Origin of the sequence: Neptuniibacter marinus, from assembly GCF_001597725.1 — a bacterium.
Classification (GTDB): Bacteria; Pseudomonadota; Gammaproteobacteria; order Pseudomonadales; family Balneatricaceae; genus Neptuniibacter; species Neptuniibacter marinus.
The window spans coordinates 1-26,149 of record NZ_LUTR01000032.1 but is presented as its reverse complement, the minus strand read 5'-3'; the positions used below and the strand labels follow the sequence as shown (position 1 = coordinate 26,149).

23 protein-coding genes and 2 tRNA genes are annotated in these 26,149 nt (G+C 42.7%); 7 read left to right on the top strand and 18 right to left on the bottom strand.

The genetic code is table 11. The features are described from left to right. Positions 1 to 112: 112 nt before the first annotated feature. Genes serS through A3774_RS15215 form a run of 5 tightly spaced genes read right to left on the bottom strand, consistent with a single transcriptional unit; the run spans position 113 to position 6,413 of the window. The gene (gene serS, locus A3774_RS15235) at positions 113 to 1,387 is read right to left on the bottom strand and encodes a serine--tRNA ligase (RefSeq protein WP_067869602.1); all 1,275 of its coding nucleotides are present in this window, start codon (positions 1,385 to 1,387) and stop codon (positions 113 to 115) included. Between the two features lie 28 nt (positions 1,388 to 1,415). After that, a complete protein-coding gene (gene crcB / locus A3774_RS15230; RefSeq protein WP_067869599.1) occupies positions 1,416 to 1,787 on the bottom strand; it encodes a fluoride efflux transporter CrcB in 372 nt (123 codons plus the stop codon). 11 nt (positions 1,788 to 1,798) lie between these two features. Then, a complete protein-coding gene (locus A3774_RS15225) occupies positions 1,799 to 3,148 on the bottom strand; it encodes a replication-associated recombination protein A (protein WP_067869596.1) in 1,350 nt (449 codons plus the stop codon). Position 3,149: 1 nt separating this feature from the next. After that, a complete protein-coding gene (gene lolA / locus A3774_RS15220) occupies positions 3,150 to 3,803 on the bottom strand; it encodes an outer membrane lipoprotein chaperone LolA (protein WP_067869592.1) in 654 nt (217 codons plus the stop codon). 30 nt (positions 3,804 to 3,833) lie between these two features. Continuing rightward, the gene (locus A3774_RS15215; protein ID WP_067869589.1) at positions 3,834 to 6,413 is read right to left on the bottom strand and encodes a DNA translocase FtsK; all 2,580 of its coding nucleotides are present in this window, start codon (positions 6,411 to 6,413) and stop codon (positions 3,834 to 3,836) included. 502 nt (positions 6,414 to 6,915) lie between these two features. Between A3774_RS15215 and trxB the strand changes: the two genes are divergently transcribed. The 4 genes from trxB (at position 6,916) to infA (ending at position 9,692) form a co-directional block, all read left to right on the top strand. After that, positions 6,916 to 7,872, top strand: coding sequence for a thioredoxin-disulfide reductase (trxB, locus tag A3774_RS15210; RefSeq protein WP_067869585.1), 957 nt, complete (start codon positions 6,916 to 6,918; stop codon positions 7,870 to 7,872). Between the two features lie 46 nt (positions 7,873 to 7,918). Next, positions 7,919 to 8,623, top strand: coding sequence for a leucyl/phenylalanyl-tRNA--protein transferase (gene aat, locus A3774_RS15205; protein ID WP_067869582.1), 705 nt, complete (start codon positions 7,919 to 7,921; stop codon positions 8,621 to 8,623). Positions 8,624 to 8,626: 3 nt separating this feature from the next. Next, positions 8,627 to 9,343: an arginyltransferase gene (locus A3774_RS15200; RefSeq protein ID WP_067869580.1), complete on the top strand. Its 717-nt coding sequence runs from the start codon at positions 8,627 to 8,629 to the stop codon at positions 9,341 to 9,343. A 130-nt stretch (positions 9,344 to 9,473) separates the two neighbouring features. Beyond that, positions 9,474 to 9,692 carry a translation initiation factor IF-1 gene (gene infA, locus A3774_RS15195; RefSeq protein ID WP_027853708.1) on the top strand — a complete coding sequence of 73 codons (219 nt, stop codon included), beginning with the start codon at positions 9,474 to 9,476 and terminating at the stop codon, positions 9,690 to 9,692. Between the two features lie 117 nt (positions 9,693 to 9,809). Here the strand turns inward: infA and clpA are convergent, their stop codons facing one another. Both clpA and clpS read right to left on the bottom strand, forming a co-directional pair. Further along, positions 9,810 to 12,065, bottom strand: coding sequence for an ATP-dependent Clp protease ATP-binding subunit ClpA (clpA, locus tag A3774_RS15190; protein ID WP_067869577.1), 2,256 nt, complete (start codon positions 12,063 to 12,065; stop codon positions 9,810 to 9,812). A 12-nt stretch (positions 12,066 to 12,077) separates the two neighbouring features. Then, positions 12,078 to 12,446 carry an ATP-dependent Clp protease adapter ClpS gene (gene clpS, locus A3774_RS15185; protein WP_067869574.1) on the bottom strand — a complete coding sequence of 123 codons (369 nt, stop codon included), beginning with the start codon at positions 12,444 to 12,446 and terminating at the stop codon, positions 12,078 to 12,080. 241 nt (positions 12,447 to 12,687) lie between these two features. Between clpS and cspD the strand changes: the two genes are divergently transcribed. Beyond that, the gene (gene cspD / locus A3774_RS15180) at positions 12,688 to 12,900 is read left to right on the top strand and encodes a cold shock domain-containing protein CspD (protein WP_067869571.1); all 213 of its coding nucleotides are present in this window, start codon (positions 12,688 to 12,690) and stop codon (positions 12,898 to 12,900) included. A gap of 465 nt (positions 12,901 to 13,365) precedes the next feature. After that, positions 13,366 to 14,016 (top strand): pseudouridine synthase, encoded by a 651-nt coding sequence (locus A3774_RS15175; protein WP_067869568.1) that lies wholly within the window; start codon positions 13,366 to 13,368, stop codon positions 14,014 to 14,016. A gap of 103 nt (positions 14,017 to 14,119) precedes the next feature. On the opposite strand, the gene A3774_RS15170 is transcribed toward A3774_RS15175, so the two are convergent. The 5 genes from A3774_RS15170 to dsbD all read right to left on the bottom strand — a co-directional run bounded on the left by A3774_RS15170 (position 14,120) and on the right by dsbD (position 19,302). Beyond that, on the bottom strand, positions 14,120 to 14,737 hold the full coding sequence (locus tag A3774_RS15170) for a uracil-DNA glycosylase family protein (protein ID WP_067869565.1): 618 nt from the start codon (positions 14,735 to 14,737) through the stop codon (positions 14,120 to 14,122). After that, positions 14,724 to 15,209, bottom strand: coding sequence for a paraquat-inducible protein A (locus A3774_RS15165; protein WP_075107996.1), 486 nt, complete (start codon positions 15,207 to 15,209; stop codon positions 14,724 to 14,726). The genes A3774_RS15170 and A3774_RS15165 overlap by 14 nt, the downstream gene beginning before the upstream one ends. A 91-nt stretch (positions 15,210 to 15,300) precedes the next feature. Further along, positions 15,301 to 16,365 carry a hypothetical protein gene (locus tag A3774_RS15160; protein ID WP_067869562.1) on the bottom strand — a complete coding sequence of 355 codons (1,065 nt, stop codon included), beginning with the start codon at positions 16,363 to 16,365 and terminating at the stop codon, positions 15,301 to 15,303. Between the two features lie 623 nt (positions 16,366 to 16,988). Further along, positions 16,989 to 17,339 carry a hypothetical protein gene (locus A3774_RS15155; RefSeq protein WP_067869558.1) on the bottom strand — a complete coding sequence of 117 codons (351 nt, stop codon included), beginning with the start codon at positions 17,337 to 17,339 and terminating at the stop codon, positions 16,989 to 16,991. A gap of 97 nt (positions 17,340 to 17,436) precedes the next feature. Next, positions 17,437 to 19,302: a protein-disulfide reductase DsbD gene (dsbD, locus tag A3774_RS15150; protein WP_067869556.1), complete on the bottom strand. Its 1,866-nt coding sequence runs from the start codon at positions 19,300 to 19,302 to the stop codon at positions 17,437 to 17,439. A 325-nt stretch (positions 19,303 to 19,627) separates the two neighbouring features. Between dsbD and A3774_RS15145 the strand changes: the two genes are divergently transcribed. Then, entirely contained in the window at positions 19,628 to 20,695 is a 1,068-nt protein-coding gene (locus A3774_RS15145; protein WP_067869553.1) for a 3-deoxy-7-phosphoheptulonate synthase, read from the top strand. An 89-nt stretch (positions 20,696 to 20,784) separates the two neighbouring features. Here A3774_RS15145 and A3774_RS15140 read toward each other — a convergent pair whose 3' ends face one another. From A3774_RS15140 to A3774_RS15115, 6 genes are all read right to left on the bottom strand, one after another. Beyond that, positions 20,785 to 21,918 (bottom strand): Hpt domain-containing protein, encoded by a 1,134-nt coding sequence (locus tag A3774_RS15140; protein WP_156473730.1) that lies wholly within the window; start codon positions 21,916 to 21,918, stop codon positions 20,785 to 20,787. Between the two features lie 87 nt (positions 21,919 to 22,005). Then, entirely contained in the window at positions 22,006 to 23,295 is a 1,290-nt protein-coding gene (clpX, locus tag A3774_RS15135) for an ATP-dependent protease ATP-binding subunit ClpX (protein ID WP_067869547.1), read from the bottom strand. Between the two features lie 127 nt (positions 23,296 to 23,422). After that, complete coding sequence (gene clpP / locus A3774_RS15130; protein WP_067869545.1) at positions 23,423 to 24,049, bottom strand: ATP-dependent Clp endopeptidase proteolytic subunit ClpP; 627 nt, start codon at positions 24,047 to 24,049, stop codon at positions 23,423 to 23,425. A 249-nt stretch (positions 24,050 to 24,298) separates the two neighbouring features. Further along, positions 24,299 to 25,633, bottom strand: coding sequence for a trigger factor (gene tig / locus A3774_RS15125; RefSeq protein WP_067869542.1), 1,335 nt, complete (start codon positions 25,631 to 25,633; stop codon positions 24,299 to 24,301). Between the two features lie 279 nt (positions 25,634 to 25,912). Further along, a tRNA-Leu gene (locus A3774_RS15120) sits at positions 25,913 to 25,997 on the bottom strand. A gap of 67 nt (positions 25,998 to 26,064) precedes the next feature. Further along, a tRNA-Leu gene (locus tag A3774_RS15115) sits at positions 26,065 to 26,149 on the bottom strand.

Here is a 26,149-nt window from a genome sequence, read left to right as displayed (position 1 = left end):
GGTGTGTGGTAACAACAGTTTACCAGTGGATCTCAGGCTTTTTCATTTACCATCCAAAACTATGGGACAGCAATGCCCTTGGGCGTGTTTTTTATTTATCCTGAGTAGAGTATTAGATCTCTGTTTTACCGCCCATATAGGACTGTAGGGCCTCAGGTATAGCGATATTGCCGTCTGCTGTTTGGTAGTTTTCCATCACAGCTAAAAGTGTACGCCCTACCGCTAAACCGGAACCATTTAAGGTATGAACCAGTTCTGGTTTACCTGTTTCTGGGTTTCTCCAGCGCGCCTGTAGTCGGCGTGATTGGAAGTCTGTCATATTAGAGATGGATGAGATCTCACGGTATTTACCCTGCCCTGGCAACCAGACTTCAATATCGTTGGTTTGCGCAGCGCTAAAGCCTAGATCACCACCACAAAGGGTTACAACACGGTATGGCAGGTTAAGTTTTTGTAGAATCGCTTCCGCATGACCGGTCATCTGATCAAGGGTTTCCCATGATTTAGACGGCTCTACAATTTGCACCATTTCGACTTTTTCAAACTGATGCTGACGGATCAAACCGCGCGTATCTTTACCTGATGCGCCCGCTTCTGAACGGAAGCATGGTGTATGTGCGGTAAAGCGAAGGGGAAGCTGGTCCGCTTCAACAATCTCATCACGCACAAGGTTAGTCACAGGTACTTCGGCGGTAGGAATAAGGTAATATTCACGCTCGCCGAAGGGTACTTTAAATAGGTCTTCACCAAACTTTGGTAGCTGGCCTGTGCCGCGAAGGCTGTCCGCATTAACCATATAGGGAACGTACGCTTCGGTATAACCGTGATCTTCAGTTTGTGTATCCAGCATAAACTGGATCAGTGCACGATGTAGACGTGCGAGCTTGCCAGTCATAACCGAAAAGCGTGAGCCAGTTAGTTTAGCGGCAACTTCAAAATCTAGTTCGCCGCTTTTTTCACCTAAAGCAACATGATCTTGGGGTTCAAAATCAAACTCTCGCGGTGTGCCCCAACGACGAATCTCGACGTTATCATCTTCATCAGCACCTTCTGGCACTTTATCGCAAGGAATATTGGGTACGCCGTACAGTAGATCATCTAACTTCGCTTGAACCTCGTTTAGCTCCGCTTTAGCGGCATCAAGCTTTTGCCCTAGATCGGCTACTTCAGCTAATAGCGGCTGAATATCTTCGCCCGCGGCTTTAGCTTTACCAATCCCTTTGGATCGGGTATTTCGCTCGTTTTGCAGGTTTTCTGTATCCACCTGCAATTGCTTACGCTGGTTCTCCAGTTCAACAAACTGATCGACTGGGAATTCGTAACCCTTTTTCTTTAATAACTGTGCAACTTCTTCGGGGTTTGCACGGACATATTTTGCGTCAAGCATGAGCTTCTAAAACACCTTTTAAGAACGATTAAAACAAGCGAGTTAAGGACAGGCCGCCATATAAAGCAACCAGACACAATAGAACGCTTAATAATATATAAATCACCGCAGAGATAACATGCCCTTCCTGCAGCATTGCGACTGTTTCCAGTGAAAAAGTAGAAAAAGTCGTAAACGCACCCATAAATCCGACCATTAACAGAGGTCGAAGCTCGGCACTAAGTTTGGCTTTTTCCAATATGAGTACAAATAAGATACCCATTAAAAATGAACCCACAACATTACAGGTAAGTGTCCCATAGGGAATTCGATGCTCGGCATTATTAAGAATACCACTCACCCAATAACGCCCTAAGGCACCCACCGCCCCACCTATCGCAATTGCGAAGAGATGCTGCATATGAAACGCTCCTACTTACTCTCCTCAGCGTATCGCTGCTGAGGGCTCTGTTGATCTAGGTTTTTCAGATGACGTAGTTTTTCACCAATTTTCACTTCTAAACCACGTGCTTCTGGATAGTACCATTGTTGACCGGCAATTTCTGGCGGTAGGTAATTTTCACCCGCCGCATAAGCATCCGGCTCGTTATGAGCATAACGATATTCAGCCCCATAGCCCATATCTTTCATTAAACTGGTGGGTGCATTACGCAGATGAACCGGTACTTCATAACTAGGTTGTGATTTTACATCCATCAAGCATTGATTAAATGCTTGGTAGATCGCATTACTTTTCGGTGCCGAGGCGCAATACACAGCGGCTTGGGCGATCGCCCTTTCCCCTTCGGCAGGCCCTACCCGTTCAAAAGCGTCCCAGGCCGATAAAGCAACTTGCATCGCTCTTGGGTCTGCATTGCCTATATCTTCTGAGGCAATGGCAACTAAGCGACGGGCGATATACAGCGGGTCACAGCCACCATCCAACATACGACAATACCAATAAAGCGCACCATCGGGAGAGGAGCCGCGTACCGACTTATGGAAAGCGGAGATCATGTCGTAAAACAGATCGCCTTGTTTATCATAGCGGCGACCCGAAGAGCGAAGCACCTCCTCTAACACCTGCTCATCAATTAATTCTGTGCCGTCGTCTTGTTTTACCGCAAGATCAGCGGCAATTTCCAGTAGATTTAGCGAACGTCGAGCATCACCATCTGCGGCCTGAGCAAGTCGATTGATCATCTCTTCAGAGATCTGTAGATTACGCTTACCTAAGCCCTGCTCTTTATCCGTTATTCCGCGCTGAATCACTTCAAGAATGTCACTCTCTTCAAGGGAGCGCAGAAGATAAACACGGGCACGGGATAGCAGTGCATTATTTAGTTCAAACGAGGGATTTTCTGTCGTAGCGCCAACAAAGATGATCGTCCCATCTTCTATATAAGGAAGAAACGCATCTTGTTGGGATTTATTAAAACGGTGCACCTCATCCACAAACAGGATTGTTTTACGCCCCGTTTGCGCTGAATGCTGTTTAGCTTGCTCAACAGCAACTCGTATATCCTTAACACCGGATAGCACGGCTGAGAGGGTGATAAAATGAGCATCAACATGATGGGCAATTAGTTTAGCTAAAGTTGTTTTCCCTACACCCGGTGGCCCCCAAAATATCATTGAATGGGCCGACCCTTGCTCTAACGCCGTTCGTAAAGGCTTACCCTGCCCCAACAAGTGTTTCTGGCCATAATATTCAGCTAAGGTTTTTGGCCGAATTTTAGCGGCAAGCGGTTCATAAGCAGGTGTTTGGGAAAAAAGATCCACTCTATTCCTCTATATCTACGATAACATCAGTGTCTTTAGGTATACGAAAGAAGAAGCTTTCAGCTTCAAATTCAGGATTAATCTGCTGTTTAGAGAAAACAACCGATGTGCGCTGACCTAAGGAATCTTCTAACATGATTTCTGAAATCAAATTATCAGAAAAGGCTAAGCGAATTCGGCTAAAACTATATTGCTCAGAAACAGGCGTTAGATCAAATAATTGCTCAGCACCGGTATCTTCCATCATACGGATCTTATAAGTTTTTTGTAGCTGCCCAATTTGCCCATTAAGGATCAAGGCTGGGGCACTTTCTTGCTGTGTATCTGCGGAGCGTTGAGTTACCTGTTCTAAATCAGGATCATAGATCCAGATATATTGCCCATCCGAAACGATCTCTTGTGGAAAAGGCTGAAGCGTTTCCCAACGAAAACGATTGGGTTTAGACAGCAGAACACTCCCCTCTGTTTTTTGTGCTTCGCGACCATTATCAGAGATAGTCACTTGCTGAAACTGAGCAGAAAAGCTCTCATAGCCTGTCAGTAACTTGGTTAACTTTTCTGATCCGGAAATAGCTGAAGCGACCGATGAGCACAATAAACTGGTACTTAATACTGTGCTAACTAAGATTCTTTTTGTTAATGCTTTAAAACCCATAACCAACCTTAATAAGTAATAATGGTGATTTTACATCTCACCATTAGGTGATGGTGCCAGCACTTCGCGCTGACCATTGCTACCCGCTGTACTCACAACACCTGCTGCTTCCATTGCTTCGACCATACGTGCGGCGCGGTTATAGCCAATTTTCAATCGCCGCTGCACACTAGAGATAGAAGCTTTACGGGTTTCTAATACAAATGCGACCGCCTCATCATAAAGCGGATCTTGTTCATCATCGAATAATGAACCTGAACCTCCGCCGTCTGACGTACTATCCCCTTGGGTTATTTCTGTAATGTAATCCGGTTGGCCTAGCTTTTTCCATGCTTCTACAACGCGGTGAACTTCATCATCACTCACAAAAGCACCATGCACACGGTTAGGCAAACTGGTACCGGCGGGAAGATAAAGCATATCACCCCAGCCTAATAGATGTTCTGCGCCCGACTGATCGAGAATAGTGCGTGAATCTATACGCGAGGATACTTGGAAAGCGATTCGCGTAGGGATGTTCGCTTTAATTAAACCGGTAATAACATCAACTGAGGGTCGCTGGGTTGCCAAAATGAGGTGAATACCCGCCGCACGTGCTTTTTGTGCGATACGTGCAATAAGTTCTTCCACTTTTTTACCAACAATCATCATCATGTCAGCAAATTCGTCGATCACGACAACGATGTAAGGAAGTGTTTCTAACTCCGGTGCAGGGGTACCAAAAGGTTCGCCATTTTCTTCAGCATTCCATAGCGGGTCCAGTAAAGGTTTGCCCTGCTTTCGCGCTTCTTCAATTTTATCGTTAAAGCCAGCTAAATTACGCACGCCCATCTTGGCCATCACCCGATAACGGCGTTCCATCTCGCCCACACACCAACGTAAACCTGATGCGGCATCTTTCATATCGGTGATAACCGGTGTTAAAAGGTGTGGGATACCTTCATAAATAGAAAGCTCCAACATTTTAGGGTCGACCAGAATCAACCTAACCTCCTCCGGCGTTGCCTTAAACAGCAACGAGAGGATCATGGCGTTTACACCCACCGATTTACCTGAGCCGGTGGTCCCTGCAACTAATAGATGGGGCATTTTGGCGAGGTTAGCCACCACAGGATTACCGGCAATATCATTACCTAAGCCAATCGTAACTTTTGATGAGGCCGATGAGTAAGGTTTAGAACTTAACACCTCACTCAAATGAACAGTTAAACGGGATTCGTTAGGAATCTCTATGCCCACCACAGATTTACCGGGAATCACTTCCACTACACGTACACTACTAACCGCCATTGAACGTGCTAGGTCTTTCGCTAGGTTGGTAATCTTACTGGCTTTTACCCCAGGCGCTGGCTGAATTTCAAAACGGGTAATTACTGGGCCGGGATTAACTTCTACCACCTCGGCAATAACCCCAAAATCCTTTAATTTACTCTCTAGCATACGAGACATCTGCTCGATCTCATCTAGGGAATAACCGGTATTAGTGTTCAATTCAGGGGGATCAAGTAGCTCTAGCGGCGGTATTTTCCGCTTTGCCTTACGTTTAGATTCTACCGCATGCTCTAAACCTAACTCATCATCTTGCATAGGTTTATGGGTTTCAGACAGAGGCACAACCTTGACGTGTGACTTGATCGGCTCAGGTGCAGAAGTTTGAGGCCTAGTATTTGTCTGCTCCGGCGATAACTCTCTCGTTTTGTTTTGCGAATCTAAGGCTGGGTTCACTGCTTTATCTATATAATTGTCAATCTTCTCATCTTTCTCCGGCACGCTAATGGGCCGTACAATCGGGATATCATCTATTGCTGGTGCAACAGGTTCTTGCTGTTGATCTAGGTCTGAGCCATTAAACCTAGCGTAGGTCGGTTCAACCCGTTCGGTGATAAGGGGCGCTGCATCAGTCGATTCTGATGATTCACGGCGAAAGCGCTGACTGAAAGCACTCTTGTCTTTCGGCTGCTCCTCCGTGGACCTGCCCATTCTTTCTGCGATTTTTTCGGGCAAGACTTTATGCCCTCGATCAACCAATTTCTGACCGATCGACTCAAGCATAGCGCCCCAGCCCATCTCCAATAGAAGCGTTAGGCCAAATAGGAATATTGTAAATAGAACGACAGAACTACCAACAACACTTAACCAGAAGACGGACCAATCTGATAAGGCTTCGCCTAAAACACCGCCGGAACTAAATGGGTATTCAAGTCCATTATTCGCTAGATGTGTAGCGCATAAAGCACTAAACGAAGCGACTAATAAAACCGCACCTGTCGCTCTTAGTATAAAAAATGGTACGGTATCCATAAGGTTTTGATCTTTACGTGACATAAACCGTACAGCGGAATAGATCATCAACACCGGAATAAAAAATGCACTCAAACCAAAGCCGGATAGAAAAAGGTCGGCTAACCACGCCCCAGCAGGTCCGGTAAAGTTTCTTACTTCTGGCTGGTAGCCAAGATGTGACCACCCCGAATCTCTTGGGTCAAAGCCAATCAAAGAGATCAGTAAAAAGATGCTGATCGCAATAATAATAATCAGACTGGATTCACGGCTAATTCTTGCTAACAAGGCAGTAAAACTTAAACGTTGTCCGTTGTCGGTCGCGCTCAAGGGTAAAGCTCCATAATATCTGTAGAAAAACGAGGGCTAACAATAACATAAATTGGGGCATGACTAACGCTTGATACGCGTAACTTTTTTGATTCCTTTTAAGCTAATCACCTACTCAATTGATTTTTCTACAAGCCTTTCACACCCAACAATGGCATATCTCCCTTATCCATAAATGAAGATCATCTATTAGGTATCCGTACAACGAATATTGTCGCCTACACTGCATAGGCATATTATTGGCTAATATTTAGTAATTCATTGCTAAGATCGATTAATACAATTCCTTGCACTGGGTCCTTGCACTGGGCCAATGAAAACATTTAAAACGGACACATAACGCACATGGGGTGAAAATTTCATGTTACTATTTTGTTTAACCTGATTCGGCCTAAGCTTTTTGATCAGGCCGGCGTAAACTTAAGGGTGCGGGTTGAATTTCTATTCAACCTCCCCCATTGTTTTATAATCTATTTCACTAACGGATCTGTTTCTTATTACCATGAGCGAAGTACAACACCACAACCTAATCATTCTCGGTAGTGGCCCAGCAGGCTACACTGCCGCTGTATATGCCGCACGCGCTAACCTTAAACCTATTGTCATAACAGGCATGCAAGCAGGCGGTCAGCTGACTACAACTACCGATGTCGATAACTGGCCCGGCGATGTCGATGGCGTTCAAGGACCTGAGCTAATGCAACGTATGCAGCAGCACGCCGAGCGCTTTGATACAGAGATCCTTTTTGATCATATTAATGAGACTGACCTGCAAAACCGCCCCTTCCGCTTAAAAGGCGATATGGGTGAGTACACTTGCGACGCGCTTATAATCTGTACGGGCGCTTCGGCTCAATATTTGGGTCTTCCTTCTGAAGAAGCCTTTGCTGGACGCGGCGTATCCGCTTGTGCAACCTGTGATGGCTTTTTCTATAAAGGCCAAAAAGTAGCGGTTATTGGTGGCGGGAATACCGCGGTAGAAGAAGCCCTTTATCTTTCGAATATCGCCGAGGAAGTTACCTTAATTCACCGTCGCGATAGCTTACGTTCAGAAAAGATCTTACAAGATAAGCTGCTTGAACGCGCCGAAAATGGCAATATCAACATCATCTGGAATCACACCTTAGAGGAAGTCCTCGGTGATGATTCTGGTGTAACCGGCCTACGTATTAAAAGTACCGAGAACGACAAAGCTACAGAGCTCGATGTTGCTGGCGTATTTATAGCAATTGGCCACAAACCTAATACTGATATTTTTGAAGGCCAGCTTGAGATGAAAGATGGTTACCTAAAGATACAGTCAGGGCTTGAAGGTAAAGCAACACAAACCAGTGTTGAGGGTGTTTTTGCAGCCGGTGATGTCTGTGACCATATCTATCGCCAAGCGATTACCTCAGCAGGTTTTGGTTGTATGGCCGCATTAGATGCTGAACGTTATCTTGATGATCTAATCAAGTAAGTAGACTCCGGCGGAGTGCAAGCTCCGCCCTTTTGTAACGAATACTATGATCCCATGGCTACAAAACCCTTCAGATAGTTTTCCTCCCATAGAGCAGGCGCTTGATGACCCTAATGGTTTATTAGCTGCGGGGGGCGATTTAAGCCCCGAGCGACTTATTAGCGCATATCGTGCAGGTATTTTTCCTTGGTACAGCCCTGGCGAACCGATTCTCTGGTGGAGCCCTGATCCCCGCTGCGTACTCATCCCCGATCAAATCCATATATCAAGAAGCATGCGTAAGCGTTTAAAGAAAAAGGATTATACGGTCGTATTTAATCGTAATTTCGCTCAGGTTATCGATGCCTGTTCAGCTCCTCGACGGGGAGAAGATGGCACATGGATCACTAACGAAATGAAAGACGCTTACTGTAACCTTCACAAAAAGGGTTTAGCCCACTCGGTTGAAGTTTATATTGACGATGAACTCGTCGGAGGGCTTTACGGCTTGGCTATAGGTAAACTCTTTTTTGGCGAATCCATGTTTAGCAAAGTAAAGGACGCATCTAAGATCGCCTTTATTAAAATGGTCGAACAACTAGAAAAATGGGGCTATGCTTTAGTTGATTGCCAAGTAAGCAATGATCATCTATTTTCATTAGGTGCAACTGAGATAAACCGGCGTGAATTTCAGTTATACCTTGATCAATATCTTGATGAGATTGGCCAAACGCATTGGCAGTTTGGCCTGCCAGCAGATCAAATGGAGTAAACCTTGAGCAACCTCAGGACATTACATTTTTACGCGACCCCTGAGCATGATTGTAGCTATTTAGAGAATAAAATAGCTAAAACTCTCTTTGTCGATCCACAAGTAGAACTTGATCAGTCAACCTACAGCCAACTTTCAGATCTCGGCTTTAGACGAAGTGGTAAACATGTTTATCGCCCCCACTGTGATGATTGCAGGGCTTGTATATCCGTCAGAATCCCCCTTGCGGTCTATAGCTTTAGTAAAAGCCAGAAGCGTATTCTTGCCAAAAACAAAGATATATATGCAACAACCCACGCCCCCTCCTTTACTGAGGAGTATTACTCCCTATATTCTCGCTATATTAATAAGCGCCATCAAGATGGTGATATGTTTCCGCCAAGTTCAGAGCAGTTTACCTCCTTCCTTGTTGAGGGTGCGGAACATACTCAGTTTATTGAGTTCAGAGACGCCACAGATACGCTAGTTGCCGTTAGCGTTATTGATACACTCGAAAAGGGGCTCTCAGCGATCTACACTTTTTTTGATCCATCCTTACCTAAACGTAGCTTAGGAACCTTTTGTATTTTATGGCAATTACAATTTTGCCAACAAAATAACCTTAATTACCTCTACCTAGGCTATTGGGTAAAAAACTGCCGAAAAATGAGCTATAAAATCTCATTTAGACCCTTTGAGCTCCTTTTAGAGGACCAATGGGTATTAGTTCAGCCCGATTAACGCGGTCAAAGTCTAGTTTAAATAACATATATTCCGATTTCCCTTTGATATAAAAGTGATTTTCAGGCACAATATCGCGCAATTATTAGGTCCAGATATCTGGAGCCTCTCTCAACAAGGTAAAAAATTAATGGCTAAAGAAGATAGCATTGAAATGGAAGGCACCGTGGTCGACACGCTACCGAACACTATGTTCCGTGTTGAGCTGGAAAACGGTCACGTTGTAACGGCACACATCTCAGGAAAAATGCGTAAAAACTACATCCGTATCCTGACTGGCGATAAAGTTAAAGTAGAATTAACACCTTACGACCTAAGCAAAGGCCGTATCGTTTATCGCGCACGTTAATCTTTGCGTCTTCCTGGCGAATCTTATCTAACATATGGGATAAGTTAGCCCAGGTAAGCATAAAAAATGGCAGCCAATTGGCTGCCATTTTTATTTCTATGGATTGGATATCAACAGTTAAACACAACTAGTCACTTCAACGCTAATTTCACCTTCAGCGTCTACACCGATCTCAACCTCTCCACCCTCTTCAGCTAATTCACCAAATAGGATCATTTCAGCCAATGGCTTTTTCAGTTTTTCCTGAATCAAGCGCTTCATAGGCCGCGCACCCATCTGCTCATCGTAGCCTTTTTCGGCAAACCATGTGCGGGCAGCATCCGTTAGATGAAGAACTACATGCTTCTCATCCAATTGAACTTGAAGCTCAGCAAAGAACTTGTCTACTACACCCTTGATAATGCTAGGATCCAGAGGTTTAAACTGAATAATCCCATCCAAACGGTTACGGAATTCAGGGGTAAACATTTTCTTAATCGCTTCAATGCCATCTGTTGCATGATTCTGCTTAGTGAAACCAATAGAAGCACGACTCATATCTTGAGCACCGGCATTGGTTGTCATCACTAAAATCACATTACGGAAGTCGGCTTTACGGCCATTATTATCAGTTAATGTGCCGTTATCCATCACTTGAAGCAGTAAGTTAAACACTTCGGGATGTGCTTTCTCTATTTCATCAAGCAACAATACGCAGTGAGGAGACTTAGTAACCGCTTCAGTAAGCAGCCCGCCTTGATCGTAACCCACGTATCCAGGAGGCGCACCGATCAAGCGTGATACGGTATGTCGCTCCATATACTCAGACATATCGAAACGAACTAACTCAATCCCCATAACTCGTGCAAGTTGCTGAGTCACTTCTGTTTTACCAACCCCTGTTGGGCCAGCAAAAAGGAAACAACCTACAGGTTTATTCGGCTCTTTTAATCCAGCACGGGATAGTTTAATTGCAGAAGACAGTGTATCAATCGCTTCATCCTGCCCCAGTACCACCATTTTGAGGTTCGTATCCAGTTTAGCCAGTTGGCTTTTATCTGAAGCCGAAACACTTTTTGGTGGGATGCGCGCGATTTTGGCGACAATAGCTTCAACATCTTCAACGTCGATAACTTTTTTACGTAACTCTTCGGGCAGAAGGCGCTGATAAGCACCCGCCTCATCAATAACATCAATCGCTTTGTCTGGCATATGTTTGTCATTAATGTAACGCCCTGCCAGTTCTGCAGCCGCCTTTAGAGCCTCATCGCTATAGGTAAGCTCATGGTGCTCTTCAAAACGCTGTTTTAAGCCACGTAATATTGCGTAGGTATCATCAATGCTTGGTTCAAGTACATCCACTTTTTGAAAACGTCGAGCTAATGCACGATCTTTTTCAAAAATCCCTCGAAACTCTTGGAAAGTTGTAGAGCCGATACAGCGTATCTGGCCGGAACTCAACAATGGTTTCAAAAGGTTAGATGCATCCATAGAACCACCTGACGCAGCACCAGCACCAATAATCGTATGGATTTCATCAATAAATAATATGGCTTTAGGCAGCTCTTTGATCTCGTTCAAGAGACCTTTTAAACGCTTCTCAAAGTCACCGCGATACTTGGTACCTGCCAATAGCGCACCAAGATCCAACGAATAAACGACCGACTCTTTGATAACATCAGGTACTTTACTTTCGACAATGAGCTTAGCTAAGCCTTCTGCTATTGCCGTTTTACCTACACCGGCCTCGCCCACCAGCAATGGATTATTTTTACGGCGACGTGACAATATTTGGACGACACGCTCAACTTCAGAGTCTCGGCCAACTAAAGGATCAATTAAGCCTTTTTCTGCCTCTACATTGAGATTGACAGCATATTTTCTTAATGGGCTGTCCTCTTTATTATCAGTAGAGTCCCCTTCGAGTGGTGTTTCAGAATTATCATGCTCATGCTCAGACATTTTGGATATGCCATGGGCAATGTAATTAACCGTGTCAATACGCTCAATCCCATGCTGCTGAAGGATATAGACCGCTTGGCTCTCCTGTTCGCTAAAGATTGCAACAAGAACATTTGCACCAGTGACTTCATTTTTACCTGAAGACTGAACATGAAATACAGCCCGCTGAAGTACTCGCTGAAAACCCAATGTCGGCTGAGTATCCAGATCCGGTAACGTATCTGATAATAAAGGCGTCGTTTCTTCGATAAAATCAGCAAGATTTTTACGAATACCATCGAAATTAGCACCACAAGCGGCTAGTACTTGGTGGGCTTCATAATTTTCCAACAACGCTAATAAAAGATGCTCGACCGTAATAAATTCATGTCGCTTCTCTTTTGCTGCCTGGAAAGCTGCACTGAGCGTGTCTTCGAGTTCTCGGTTTAACATAACGGTTCCTCTTCAGACTTTCTCGACTTCACAAAGTAGTGGGTGACTATTGTCTCTTGCATACTGATTAACTATAGCTGCTTTTGTATCAGCTATATCTTTTGTAAAGATACCACATACACCCTTACCTTCAGTATGCACCGATAACATTACTTGTGTAGCTTTTTCTTGGTCCATATTAAAAAACATTATTAAAACAGCTACGACAAAATCCATCGGCGTATAGTCATCATTCATTAGCACGACTCGATACATAGATGGTTTTTTAACTTCGGGCTTAGCTTCTTGCGTCGCTAAACCTGAATCATCCCTATGATCCTGATCGGGTCCATACTCGTCGTTAGACATTCGTGGCATATTTTGTTCAATTTTTGTATGCATCTATATATCTTCTAATTTTCCACTATAATTAACTACTGAACAGTGATCGTACACCTGTCACACATTCTCTGAGGGGTGCTATACTTCACTATAGCAGGATTAGGTCATATCCTCGTTGTACCTGCAAGCATTAGGAAACACTCTTTAGCTACTATTATAGCTTTGATGAGTATTTTAGCAGCTATAAAGTCGTACGTTCAGGTTAACAATCCAAATGTAGCATTGGATACGGGAGTTAGTTATGCAGACAGGGAAAGTAAAGTGGTTCAATAATTCGAAGGGGTACGGATTTATTTTATCCGACGAACATAATGAGGATCTCTTTGCCCATTATTCTGCTATTGAAGTAGATGGATATAAAAGCCTCAAAGCTGGACAGAAAGTTGAGTTCGACACACAACCAGGGCCCAAAGGAACGCATGCCGTTCAAATTAAACCGCTTGAAACGCAGTAGTTAACAAAAGGTATATTACCTTTTAATCAATAAAAACCAGCCTTGTGCTGGTTTTTATTATTAATACCGACTAAATGGTTTCATTTTTTACAGCCTACCAAACAAAGAAGTATCAAACGCAGCTCCTATAAAGCAACACTTGCACTCATGCCGAACATGATAAGTCACCGCTTTTAGCTGTAGAACAATCCCTTTTTTATCAAAGCTAAATATCTTGCAGCCTATACCATCCGCCAAGGAAAAGGAAAAAGGAGCAACCGGCAAGCCTTAACATTAAACGTATCATTCAATACGTTACTGATTTCATCTCCAACCGACAAAAAAATAGGTCGATAAGCCATAAAAAATACCCTTCAATCTTTTTGCTTCTGTAGAATAGCACCGACGAGCGATTGAAGAACTTGTTCTTCTGCACTAGCACTGCGCTGTAGATCAAACTAACTTCTAAACTTTATAGATTATTGAATGACCAAGATCCTCTTATTTAACAAACCATTTCAAGTTCTGACCCAATTCACGAGCGATGACGGTAAAGAAACCTTAGCGGCTTATATCAATAAACCGGGCTTTTACGCGGCGGGTCGATTGGATTATGACTCAGAGGGCTTGCTTATACTTACCGACAATGGGCAGCTGCAACACCAACTTGCTAACCCTAAATTCAAATTAGAAAAAACCTACTGGGCACAAGTTGAAGGCGATATTACTGATGAGGCGATTAAGCAATTATCAAACGGCGTAACACTTAAAGATGGATGCACCCGCCCCGCTATAGCGCAAAAAATTGCAGAACCTAATCATCTATGGGATAGAGTTCCTCCTATTAGAGAGCGTAAAAACATTCCGACAAGCTGGGTCGAACTCAAGATAACTGAAGGCAAAAATCGTCAAGTAAGAAGAATGACAGCCGCGGTAGGCTTTCCCACATTACGTTTAATACGTTATGCCATTGGTTCACATACTTTGGCCCAGCTACAACCGGGAGAATTTATCGAAACAGAAACTCAGATAAAAGTTGGAAGCAGAACAGATAAACATAACCGGTATAAGCGTACAGATAAAAAAGCTAACCCTAAACGCTACTCGAAGAAACCTGAGCATAAGGCTTCGCGATAACGAAGCCTAAATAATCTAACCCCTCTAGATGGAACTTACTACATCCTGTTAAAATTTCATTGTATTTTAATAAGTTAAATATAAACCGAACACTTAAATCTGATTATATATTCAAAATCTGATTCATCCCTGTCACAAAATCTCGTTTCCCGCCGTAAGATGGATGACGGATATAACAGATATCTTTTTCCGATAAGACCGCCTGAGCACAAGATGTTCCCGCCCTCCCTAATCCAGCCACTATATCAGGCTGAAAAACCTCAACCAGCTCGTTCAAGTAGAAAGCTCCCTCTTTAATCTCTGCGGCTGAAGGTGCCCTATTCTTTTTCTGAATACGTGAGGGGTGAGGGTGAAATGGAAATGAGTTCCAAAACAGGGGCACTATAGGTTGATCAATCAGATAGCGCCATACCACTGATGCTGTATTTTCAGCTACGAGACTATCCTGATCTAAGGTTAATTGCGGCCCTAAACTTTGCAAGAAGGGATGCTCTACTTCCTCGAATAGCTTACCGCTCGAAAAAGGGATCCCAGTTAAGCGACACCCTTTATAGCCCGGCGCCTCGCCCACTAACATGACCCGCGGCCCGGCCAATGCAAACATCGCATCAAAATACCGTTTTAGGTTTTCCAGTTTATAACTATCACGATAAGGGTTATAAACTTTGAGGCTGTTCTTTCTTTTCGCTAAATTTGAATAAAAGGATTCAGGAATCGACATGAAATAATTTAACCACTTTATGGGTGAGGTACATAATCAAAATAACCGCGCCGGCAAATACATACAGCCCCCAATGAATTTCAATCGATACAATTGCCCCGAGTTTGACCGTCATAATCAAAACAGCCACGACAAAAACATCAAGCATCGCCCAACGTCCATAATCATGTATCAATGAAAGATAGTGTTTCTGCTTAACCGAACACTCTACGCCCGCCTTAAGTATATGAAAAAGAAATAATACTTTTGCTATAGGTGCGAGCACACTAAAAATTAAAATAACGATAGCGATAAAATACTGCCCCTCTTCAAATAAACTCACTAGGCCGCCAACGACAGAAAAAGAGCTTTCAAAGAAGTAAAACTGACTCATGGTCAGCATGGGGGATAAAAGCCCCGTTAATAGAAGTACGACGGTTAACAAGAGCAAGAAGCGTAATAGGTTTACTTCACGCTGCGAAGTGAGTTGCATAAAAGTGATCACAGAGCCTAAACAAAATGGCATTATACCTTAATCAATCATAAGGGACTCATCCCCCTTATGATTGATCTATATTATCTACCTAGACAGCCATGTCGATCTGTTGAATGGTGCCGACCTCTCCTGTCTCATTAATATAAAAACCGCTGGAGGTCACTCGTCCATTTTGTTGATTATTCTCCCCTTTGATATCAAACGGCGTTTCAGTTGAACCTAAATAAATCGCCCCAATACCATGATCGGCAATGGATACTAAGGAATCAACTTCTTCAGTTTTTGTCCAAAGCATCAAATCATCATAAATAGAGTCGGCTTCATCTATATAGCTGTTCCCGTCTTCATCATATTGCGCTAAATCAGCAAAGCCATTACCACTTAACGCACCAAATAGCTCAGTGCCATCATTAATAATACCGTCTTCGTTATTATCGATGGCTAACATACCACCACTGCCTGATAGATAACTGATTAACTCCATATCCCCATCTGCGTCTAAATCAAACTCAAACTTTTCGTCCGATAAGTCCGCATAGTTGCCCTCAAAATTAACAATAAGCGGGTCAGTAAATTCGACGCTTTTTGTCACCTCAAATTCTCGGCTAACAGAGTAGCTTCGCTCCATCTCTAGGCTTAAATCAAATTCTATCTCTTTCCCATCAGCCGTTGTTACTTTCCCACAACTGGAGAAACTCGAGCATTCGTACTCCTCTATAGTTTCTGAAACCTTAAAGGACATCTGCAAACGTACAGGCTGCATCTGCTGAGGAATAGCGGTATCTGTACTCCCCACATCTTCGCTATAAGACGATGTCGCAGGCAGTTCTATATTATTGCTTATATCTGCATCCCCATATTTTGGATTAATCGCTTTTATCAGGCTATCAAATAACTTAGAGCGCATGAGTTCATGCCGCTGTTCTACTTCATTCTTATCACTCGCTGTTCTGAACTGCATACCTTGTTCAGTCAATACAAGTATTGAGTTAGTTTGTGTTTCACTCTCCTCACCAATCAACGATTGAGCGTTTTCAAATTCTCTGAAAAAGCCCGCAGATAGCGCATCGAAATCCATTGTTTTTGTTAACTCAATAGATTCTGTCTTCTCATGCTCTGCACTCATGTGCACTGTACTCGTCTGAATAATCATTATTCTCTCCACAAGTTTGAATAGAAAACCAGTAAGACCTGTCTATAGTTCATTCCTCTTTTATTTGACGTAAAAAACCTCAGACACTAATCATTGATAGTGACTAAATACTTTTATTTAAGGCGCAAAAAACCTATTCTTGCATCAGCAAAAATTTAATTTTTTGATACTGACTTAGCGGAAAATAATTGCCTAATGCAGATAGAACCGCCGAGCGGCTTACGGCAAAAAACGACAGCCCTTAGCCCAATAACTAAGCGCAAATTTCCATAAGTGATTATTAGGTCAACAACCTAAACGATCAGTAAAAACACAACAATAGGCACACCTCATACGGCTACAGCCCTCGTAAACGCTCGCTTTATAAAACAATAGCCCAACCGGAAAGAAACACGTTAAAGCGCACTAAGGCTGTTCATTTTGTTTATTTCAAAAAGCAGATACGAGAATCATTAAAAATAAGTAATATGAGGTACAGCAAAAAGTGGGCCGTTTTTAAAGGCGATAGGGATCATTGATCTTTACTCAGGTTATTTAGAGTGAAGGTAAAAACAGAAGGGATAAAAACACAAAGCCGCTAAAAGCGGCTTGATAAAAAGATCTATAAGTTTTCTATAAAGAAATTATTCTTCAAACTTATAATATTCTTTATTTAGATAGCTCGCGACGTCCGCAACATCCTCAGGAAACCAGCCGACATCTAAGTTTGTATTGCAGCCTTCAACAAATGCTTCTAATTTTGCAAATGTTGTCACTTTACGTTGCTCACTCATATAGAGCGACGAATCATGACAGGTTTCACAATTAGCATCGGTATGAGCCTCACCATGGATTGTTTTCTCGATTTCGACCTCATGGTAAAGCACTTCACCATTAGCGGCATCACCAGCGCTCACTAGACTAGGAGAGAGAGCTAGAACGACAGTTGCAAGTAAGGCAGGGAGCGGGAGTATTCTTTTCGACTCGTTCGACATATAAACCTCCTTTACACATTTGTAATTATTGTTTTGAGTAAACTATACCCTCCCCCTTTAGCAAAAGCGCCGTCCATAGAGGAAAGAGAGAACTAAATTAGATCTCCCTGATATGATCTATAAACTCATTAGGTTCGACAACCCCTATTAAAGTCTTATTCTGGACAATCTCTCCTGATCGATCATAAAACACTAAAGCAGGAGGGCCTATAATATTGTAGGCTTTGTTTAATGCTTTTGCGGGCTGGTCATTCTTAGTGACATCAACCTTAATCACCTTAAATGATGTTAAAGCCTGCTGAACAGATAGATCTGAAAAAGTAACCACGTCCAATTCAACACAAGCGACACACCAATCAGCATAAAAATCTAACATAACGGGCTGCTGTTTCTTTTTAGCATCCTCTAGCTCAAGAACTAACTGCTCAGGGGTGTAAACTTTAATAAATGCTAGTTTGTTAGTTGTTTGTGCATTCGATCCGGCAAAAGCCTTAAGAGGATAGATCAAGCTATTGCCGCCAGCTAATGCGCCAGCCATCAACGCTATAGCGTAAAGCAAAATAACAATGCCTAAACCTTTAGCCAGTTGCAGCCTAGCGGTGTCCTTTTTAGCATGGGACAACACGCCCATATAAACCGCGGATACAATTAAAACCAAAGCCGTTAACCACATAGTCACAACGGTTGGCACAATACGATCCAGCATCCAAATAGCGAGCAATAAGAGTAAAACACCGAATACAGCCTTGACCTTATCCATCCAAAGTCCGGCATGGGGCAATAACTTACCCGCCGAAGTACCCACGAGAATCAAAGGTACACCCATCCCAAGACTCATACTAAACAGTGCGCTCCCACCTAATACGGGATCCCCCGTCTGTCCAATATAGATCAAAGCACCTGCCAAAGGCGCTGCCATACAAGGACCAACAATCAGCGCTGATAACAAGCCCATAACGGCGACACCTGCAATCGTCCCACCCTCTTGGCTATTACTTGCTTGGCTCAACTTACTCTGTATACCATTAGGTAGCTGTAATTCATAAAAACCAAACATAGATAAAGACAACAGAACAAAAATAAAACTGAAGACACTTATAATCCACGGGTTTTGAAATAATGCTTGCAGGTTTTCACCAAATAAACCGGCAAAAATGCCTGCCAAAGTGTATGTCACCGATACAGCCAATACATACACAATAGACAGTGTTAAGCCTTTAGCTGCTGTAACTTTCTTCCCCTGACCGGCAATAATGCTGGATAGAATTGGGATCATAGGAAACACACAAGGGGTAAATGACAAGGCTAAACCGGCGATAAAAAAGGCACCTAAAGTAACAAATAGATTTCCCTGATTAAGCATCTGAGCAAATTGATCTTGCTCACTTAGCACTACAGCCGTTTCCGACGTTACTGTAGCTGTATCCGCTCGTATTTTTTGTGCATCGCCTACAGCGGCCATTGCCGTTTTATCAGAAACAGGCTTAACACTTATAACAGAGATCTCTTTAGTTACTGGTGGGTAACAGATTCCTCCCTCCCAACAGCCTTGATAAGTGACTATAAGTTTATCATCAACTATTTGATTATTAGCACTTGCTAAATCAATAGTGACCTCAGCCCTGTTGTGATAAACCCAGACTTGACCAAAAAGCGGGTCATCTTTCTGCTCTGCGGGACTGTTCAAACGATTAAGTATTTTGGTGTTTGCACCGCTTTTTAATTCTATTCGATCACGATAGAGGTAATAATCATTAGGTATATCCCAATAAAGGCTAAGCTGATTACCTTCTTGGATATGCCCAAAGACAAACGCCTTTTCAACCTCTAATGGCCCCTTCTCTGAAAAAGGGTTGTTATCAAATAATCCAGCGTTAGCTTGCTGAGTACAAAAAAGCAACAAGATAAAGAGAAGAGGATTGAAAACGCTGCGTTTAAATAAGTGAAATACTGAGGTAACCATCTAATGCCTACAATTCCGATAAAATTCTATAGCTATGTTGACCGCTTTTATTTAATTCAGTTCTAAAATACGATATTAAAGAATAAATAAATTACGCAAAAAATTAGAACCGCAGTGTATCACGCCTAATTACAACGACACACTCGCTGGTTAGCCCCTAAATAGTCAATTGTTATGCATTTAGATGCATATTTGACCTTATGCACACTTATAACCGTAGTGTGTTTATGGTAAAAAAGGCGACACATTTACAAAGAGTTTAGACAGCCAACCATTCCGACACTTTATTATGGATATTAGGCTCTCTATAGCAGGAAAAGTGATAATGACTGATATACGCGTTGACGATTTAAATATCCAATCAAATACCGTCCTAATCTCTCCGGACGTTTTAAAAGCAGAGATGCCTATTTCAGAAAAAGCGGCTTCTGCTGTTTTAACGGGCCGCTCTGTTATTCGTGACATTCTTGATCGTAAAGATCCTCGCCTATTTATTGTAGTGGGCCCTTGCTCTATACATGATACCGAAGCAGCACTTGAATACGGCAGAAAACTCGTCGCACTTCAAGAACAGGTTAAAGACTCTCTGTATTTGGTTATGCGCGTTTATTTTGAGAAACCCCGTACAACCGTTGGCTGGAAAGGCCTAATTAATGACCCTCACCTAAACGATTCTTTCGAGATCGAAGAAGGTCTACATATTGCGCGCAAGTTGCTTATCGACCTTTCTGAAATGGGGCTGCCTTTAGCCACTGAGGCCCTAGATCCTATTTCACCACAATACATACAAGACCTTATCGCCTGGTCTGCTATTGGAGCTCGTACAACAGAGTCTCAGACACACCGTGAGATGTCGTCTGGACTATCTTGTGCGGTAGGCTTCAAAAATGGCACAGACGGTGGTTTAAGCGTAGCGACTAATGCTCTTAAATCAGTGAGCGCCCCTCACCGCTTCTTAGGTATCAACTCTGAAGGCCAAGTATCAATTGTCCATACTAAAGGCAATCAATATGGTCATGTTGTACTACGTGGCGGCGGTGGCAAACCTAACTATGATTCAGTCAATGTCTCTGTTTGTGAGCAAGCACTGGAGAAAGCAGGTCTTGCCAGCAATATTATGATCGACTGTAGCCACGAAAATTCCAGCAAAGACCCGGCTCTTCAGCCTCTTGTCGCTGAAAACGCTGCAAACCAGATTCTTGAGGGTAACAAATCTATTGTTGGCTTGATGATTGAAAGTAATATTGGCTGGGGCAATCAGGCGATTCCCGACAACCTAGACGATCTTGTTTACGGCGTATCTGTTACCGATGGCTGTATTGATTGGGATAGCACAGAAAAATGCTTATTAGGTATGCATGAGAAGCTAACTAAGGTTTTACCTAACCGATAAGCAGCACATTGCAAAAAAATGCGCATACAGTTTACTGATGCGCATTTTTTATGTCTCGCTGTTAGAACACTCCCAATCTGAGGCTCATTCTATAGACTTACACCCAGCACATCGCTATGCACCATTTGATTAAATAATAGAACAATCTCAGGTGAAAATCGGTAATTCTTTTCACTGTTAATCCGACTTAAGGATTTAGACACAGCAATTTTTATTTTGTGATCTTTTTTCAGCTTAAAATAACACTGCTGATAGTAACGTATCAACGCTATGATCATGCTGCCTTGATTAATTTCATCCCCTTTCAACTCTAAAGGACCTAACCCATCATAACGTTCATAACTCTGTAAAACGATCTTTGCAGCCTCATCCCACTGGTTCGATAATTTTAAAAAACCAGCTGATAATTCCAACTGTTCCAATGCCTTTTTCTTTTCCCAACTGGCAGACCGTAAAGCTATATCAAATACTGGAGAAGAGACAAAACGCGCACCTAATACTTGAAAATAAAAGGCCGCTCTTAACTGATCCTCATCAACCACTGAGCCCAATCTATCATTCAGCCAAAGACACAAACTTAATAACTTCTCTTGATCCCCCGGCTGTTGTATAGATTGACTACTCACTCGCTGAGCAACCGATGCCATAAACGCTAAGCCATCAAAACTTTGGTTAAGCTCAGGAACCGACGCCTGCACAGCGCCGCTCCCTTGCTGCGCTAAACGCTTGAGTACTTGCTCACTTTCGTCTTCACTGTTCGTTAAAATCCCAGAGAAGCTTTCCAAGGTTGTCTGAATAACAGAATCACGTGTAGAGAGAGAAGCATCATAAACATGGGACACTCCTTTCAGGAGAATTTCCACATGAATATCAGGAATAGAACCTAGCGAGATCGCCTCAGCAATTAACTGTTCGAGACGCGCAAACACAAAGGTCATAAATTCACCTTGTGCCGGTGTATACAAATAATCACCCTGCCTAATTTGATCGGCTATATCTTCTAATTTATGACAGACCTCTGCAACAGAATCCAAAAAAACCATATGTGAGTTTCCTTTAACCGAATGAACGGCACGAAACATCTCATTAATGGTCTCTTGATCATATTTAGAATCTAAACGACTAAAGCAGCGCTCCAGCTCCTCCATAGCCTCTTTGAAACTAGTGTAGAACTCTCTCTTAAGTTCTAAATCAAGACGGTTAAACTCAGCGATATTAGTCACAATGATTAGATACCAAACAAGTTGTGAAAAGAAGGCATAAAAAAAGGATAGCAAAGCTATCCTTTTAAAAGAAACATAAAAGCAAAATCAATCGTCAGGTATCGCCTTAGCTTGATCTGTGTTTTCATAAATCAAGATAGGGTCGTTATCGCCTTCAATAACCCCCTCATCGATCACAACTTTGCTTACATTTTCCATAGAAGGCAGCTGGTACATAATATCAAGTAAGGTCGCTTCCATAATAGACCGCAAGCCACGTGCACCTGTTTTACGCTCTAAAGCTTTCTTAGCAATTGCATCAAGTGCAGAATCACGGAAATCAACTTCCGCACCTTCCATATCAAACAAAGCAGCATACTGCTTAGTCAGACTGTTTTTCGGCTCAGTCAAAATTTGAATCAGCGCTGACTCATCAAGCTCAGCCAAGGTAGCAATCATCGGTAGACGACCAACAAACTCAGGGATCAAACCGTATTTAACTAAGTCTTCAGCTTCAAGCTCAAGCAAGCTATCGGAAACCGTTTTCTCCTCATCCTTGCCTTTAACAATAGCATTAAAGCCAATAGAACCTTTCTCAGAACGATCACGGATAATGTTTTCAAGACCCGCGAATGCACCACCACAGATAAATAGAATATTTGAGGTATCAACCTGCAAAAATTCTTGCTGTGGGTGTTTACGTCCACCTTGAGGAGGAACAGAAGCAACAGTCCCTTCAATCAGCTTCAGTAACGCTTGCTGAACACCTTCACCTGATACATCACGTGTAATTGATGGGTTATCAGATTTGCGTGAAATTTTATCAATCTCATCAATATATACGATGCCTAACTGAGCTTTCTCAACATCATAGTCACATTTTTGCAGTAGCTTCTGAATAATATTCTCAACATCCTCACCTACATAGCCAGCTTCAGTCAAGGTTGTTGCATCAGCCATAGTGAACGGCACATTCAAAAGACGTGCTAATGTTTGAGCCAGCAGTGTTTTACCACTCCCAGTAGGACCAATAAGAAGTATATTACTTTTACTCAGTTCAACGTCTGATTTGCTGCTCTTTTGGAAACGCAGGCGCTTATAGTGATTATAAACCGCGACAGCTAATACTTTTTTAGCACGATCTTGACCAATAACATACTCGTCCAGCGCAGCGCTTAATTCAGCTGGCGTAGGTAGATGATCGCTCTCTTCTTGCGGCTCCACATCCTGAATCTCTTCACGAATAATGTCATTACATAAATCTACACATTCGTCACAGATAAAAACAGAAGGCCCAGCAATTAGCTTGCGTACTTCATCTTGGCTTTTGCCACAAAATGAACAGTACAGCAGTTTGCCGTCATCATCACCGTCTTTACCTTTGATTTCGTCGGTCATTCGACTTCCTCGTTTATTCTAGTTCGGACTTATATTCACTATAGTCAAGAAGCAGACACTTTCAATTTTGATCTTAAAAGCATCTCGCTACTGACTAGAATATAATAAAAATCTTAATACCTATTTATCAGTCCGTATTTCGACGATCTAACACGTCATCAATCAAACCATATTCTTTAGCCGCGTATGGATCCATAAAGTTATCGCGGTCAGTATCCCGAGCAATGGTTTCAAGATCCTGCCCGGAATGTTCAGCTAATAAAGTATTTAACTTATTACGAATACTCAGAATCTCTTTTGTATGAATCTCAATATCTGTCGCTTGCCCTTGATAACCACCTAAAGGCTGATGAATCATCACACGCGAGTTTGGCAAAGCAAAACGCTTGCCTTTAGCACCACCGGTCAATAGAAAGGCACCCATACTTGCTGCCTGCCCCATACACATCGTACTTACATCCGGTTTGATGAACTGCATAGTGTCGTAAATAGACATACCCGCAGTAACGGAACCGCCCGGTGAATTAATATACAGATGGATATCTTTATCTGGGTTTTCCGCTTCTAGAAATAGCAACTGAGCTACTACTAGATTTGCCATATGATCTTCTACAGGACCGACCAAAAAGATCACACGCTCTTTTAAGAGACGGGAATAGATATCATAGGCTCGTTCACCACGTGCAGATTGTTCAACAACCATAGGAACAAGACTGCTTAGGATATCAGTACCACCCTTTCCAAAATCCGTCATCTATCACTCCTTAAACGGAAACATTTTTAAAACCAAGCACTCGATAATACTACGTTAATTCGGCCTAAGAAACCGATCATATAAATGAAATTAACTACTTTTATCTATATGCGGTAACAGATTAAAGTTCAAACGAATAAATAAAACCGAAAAATCAAAGCACTTAGAGGAATTAGTTCAGCATAAATAAAAAAACGACAGCCGCACAAACGAACTGTCGTTTTAAAATCAATCTAGCTTAAATAGAGATTATTCAGTCTCTTCAGCTTCTGGAGCAGCAGGCTGTTCCGGCTTGATAGCATCTTCATAGCTTACAGATACTTCAGACACTTTAGCTGTTGCAAGCAGTTTATCAACAACCTGCTCTTCAAGAACTAGCCCTTTAATCTGGCCTAGCATCTCTTCATTACCCATGTACCAGTCAATAACTTGCTGAGGGTCCTGATATGTTTCAGCCATCTCTTCAAGTGTTTCACGAACACGCGCTTCTTCCGCTTCAAGTTCGTTAACTTTAATGACTTCCTGCATCAACAAACCAATTTTAACGCGGCGATCCGCTTGATCTGTAAACATCTCTTTAGGCAGAGCATTTGGATCCATATCTGAATCAGGGCCTGCAAACTGCATAACTGCCTGACGACGCAGATTATCAATTTCACCATCAACTAACGCAGATGGTACGTCAATTGCGTTGATCTCTAGTAATTTGCTGAAAACTTGATCTTTCAGCTTCATCTTAAGCGCTTGTTTAAGTTCACGTGCCATGTTTTTACCAACTTCAGCACGGAACGCTTCTTCAGTTTTGTCTTCAAGACCAAACTTTGAGAAGAACTCTTCGTTAAGTTCAGCTAGCACCTGTTCAGATACGCTTGCAACCTTCACCTTGAATACAGCATCTTTACCTTGCAAGTTTTCTGCTTGGTAAGACTCAGGGAACGTAACCTTAATTTCAACTTCGTCGCCCGCTTTTGCACCAACCAAACCTGTTTCGAATCCAGGAATCATTGTGTTAGAACCTAGTACTAGATCCATGCCTTCGCCTTGACCACCATCAAAAGCTTCACCATCAATGAAACCTTCAAAGTCGATACGCAGACGGTCATCCATCGCAGCTTCACGCTCAACTTCTACCCAATCAGCTTGCTGTTTGCGTAAAGTTTCGATCATCTGATCTAGATCAGCATCTTTTACTTCAGCACTTTTCTTTTCAATTTCAACTGAAGAGAAATCCGCTAGTTCAATAGATGGATAAACTTCAAACTTAGCCGTGTACTCTAAGTTCTCACCTTCAACATCTTTTGTGAAATCAATTGATGGAGTGCCAGCTGGGTTAATCTCTTCCTGTTGAAGGGCCTGGTAGAAGCTCTCTTGAACCACCTGACCTAAAACCTCTTCACGAATACCTTTACCATAACGCTGCTTAACAACTTTGACAGGTACTTTGCCTGGACGGAAGCCATCGATTTTTACTGTACGTGCTGTCTGTTGGATGCGTTTAGTAACATCCTGATCGATGCGCTCTGCTGGGACGGAAATCGTCATCAGACGCTCTAGGCCAGAAGTCGTTTCAACGGAAACTTGCATGTAATGCCTCACAAATAAAAAATGCTTTTATCAATAATCTTCAACAGACCGACGAATCATTCATAACGCCGCTTAATCTGCACAGTACTCGGCGACCCCGAGTGAAATCAAAGCGCGAAATTTTCCGGCAACGAGGCTAATTAGTCAAGTTTGATAGCAAAATAATTTAAAGAAAGTAAAAATCATTTATTCATCCCCCCTAAACAAAGGATGGATTTCTAAATCAGAAACAGATGTAAATCGTAGAATAAAGGGGTATTTCAGGAAGGTTGAGAAAAATGGTGCGGACGGAGAGACTCGAACTCTCACACCTTGCGGCACCAGAACCTAAATCTGGCGTGTCTACCAATTCCACCACGTCCGCGCACTGTGTATCACTGTTTATACAGCAAATTTTTCTCTAAAACTAATTATGCATAAAGTATTGTAAATGGTGCGGACGGAGAGACTCGAACTCTCACACCTTGCGGCACCAGAACCTAAATCTGGCGTGTCTACCAATTCCACCACGTCCGC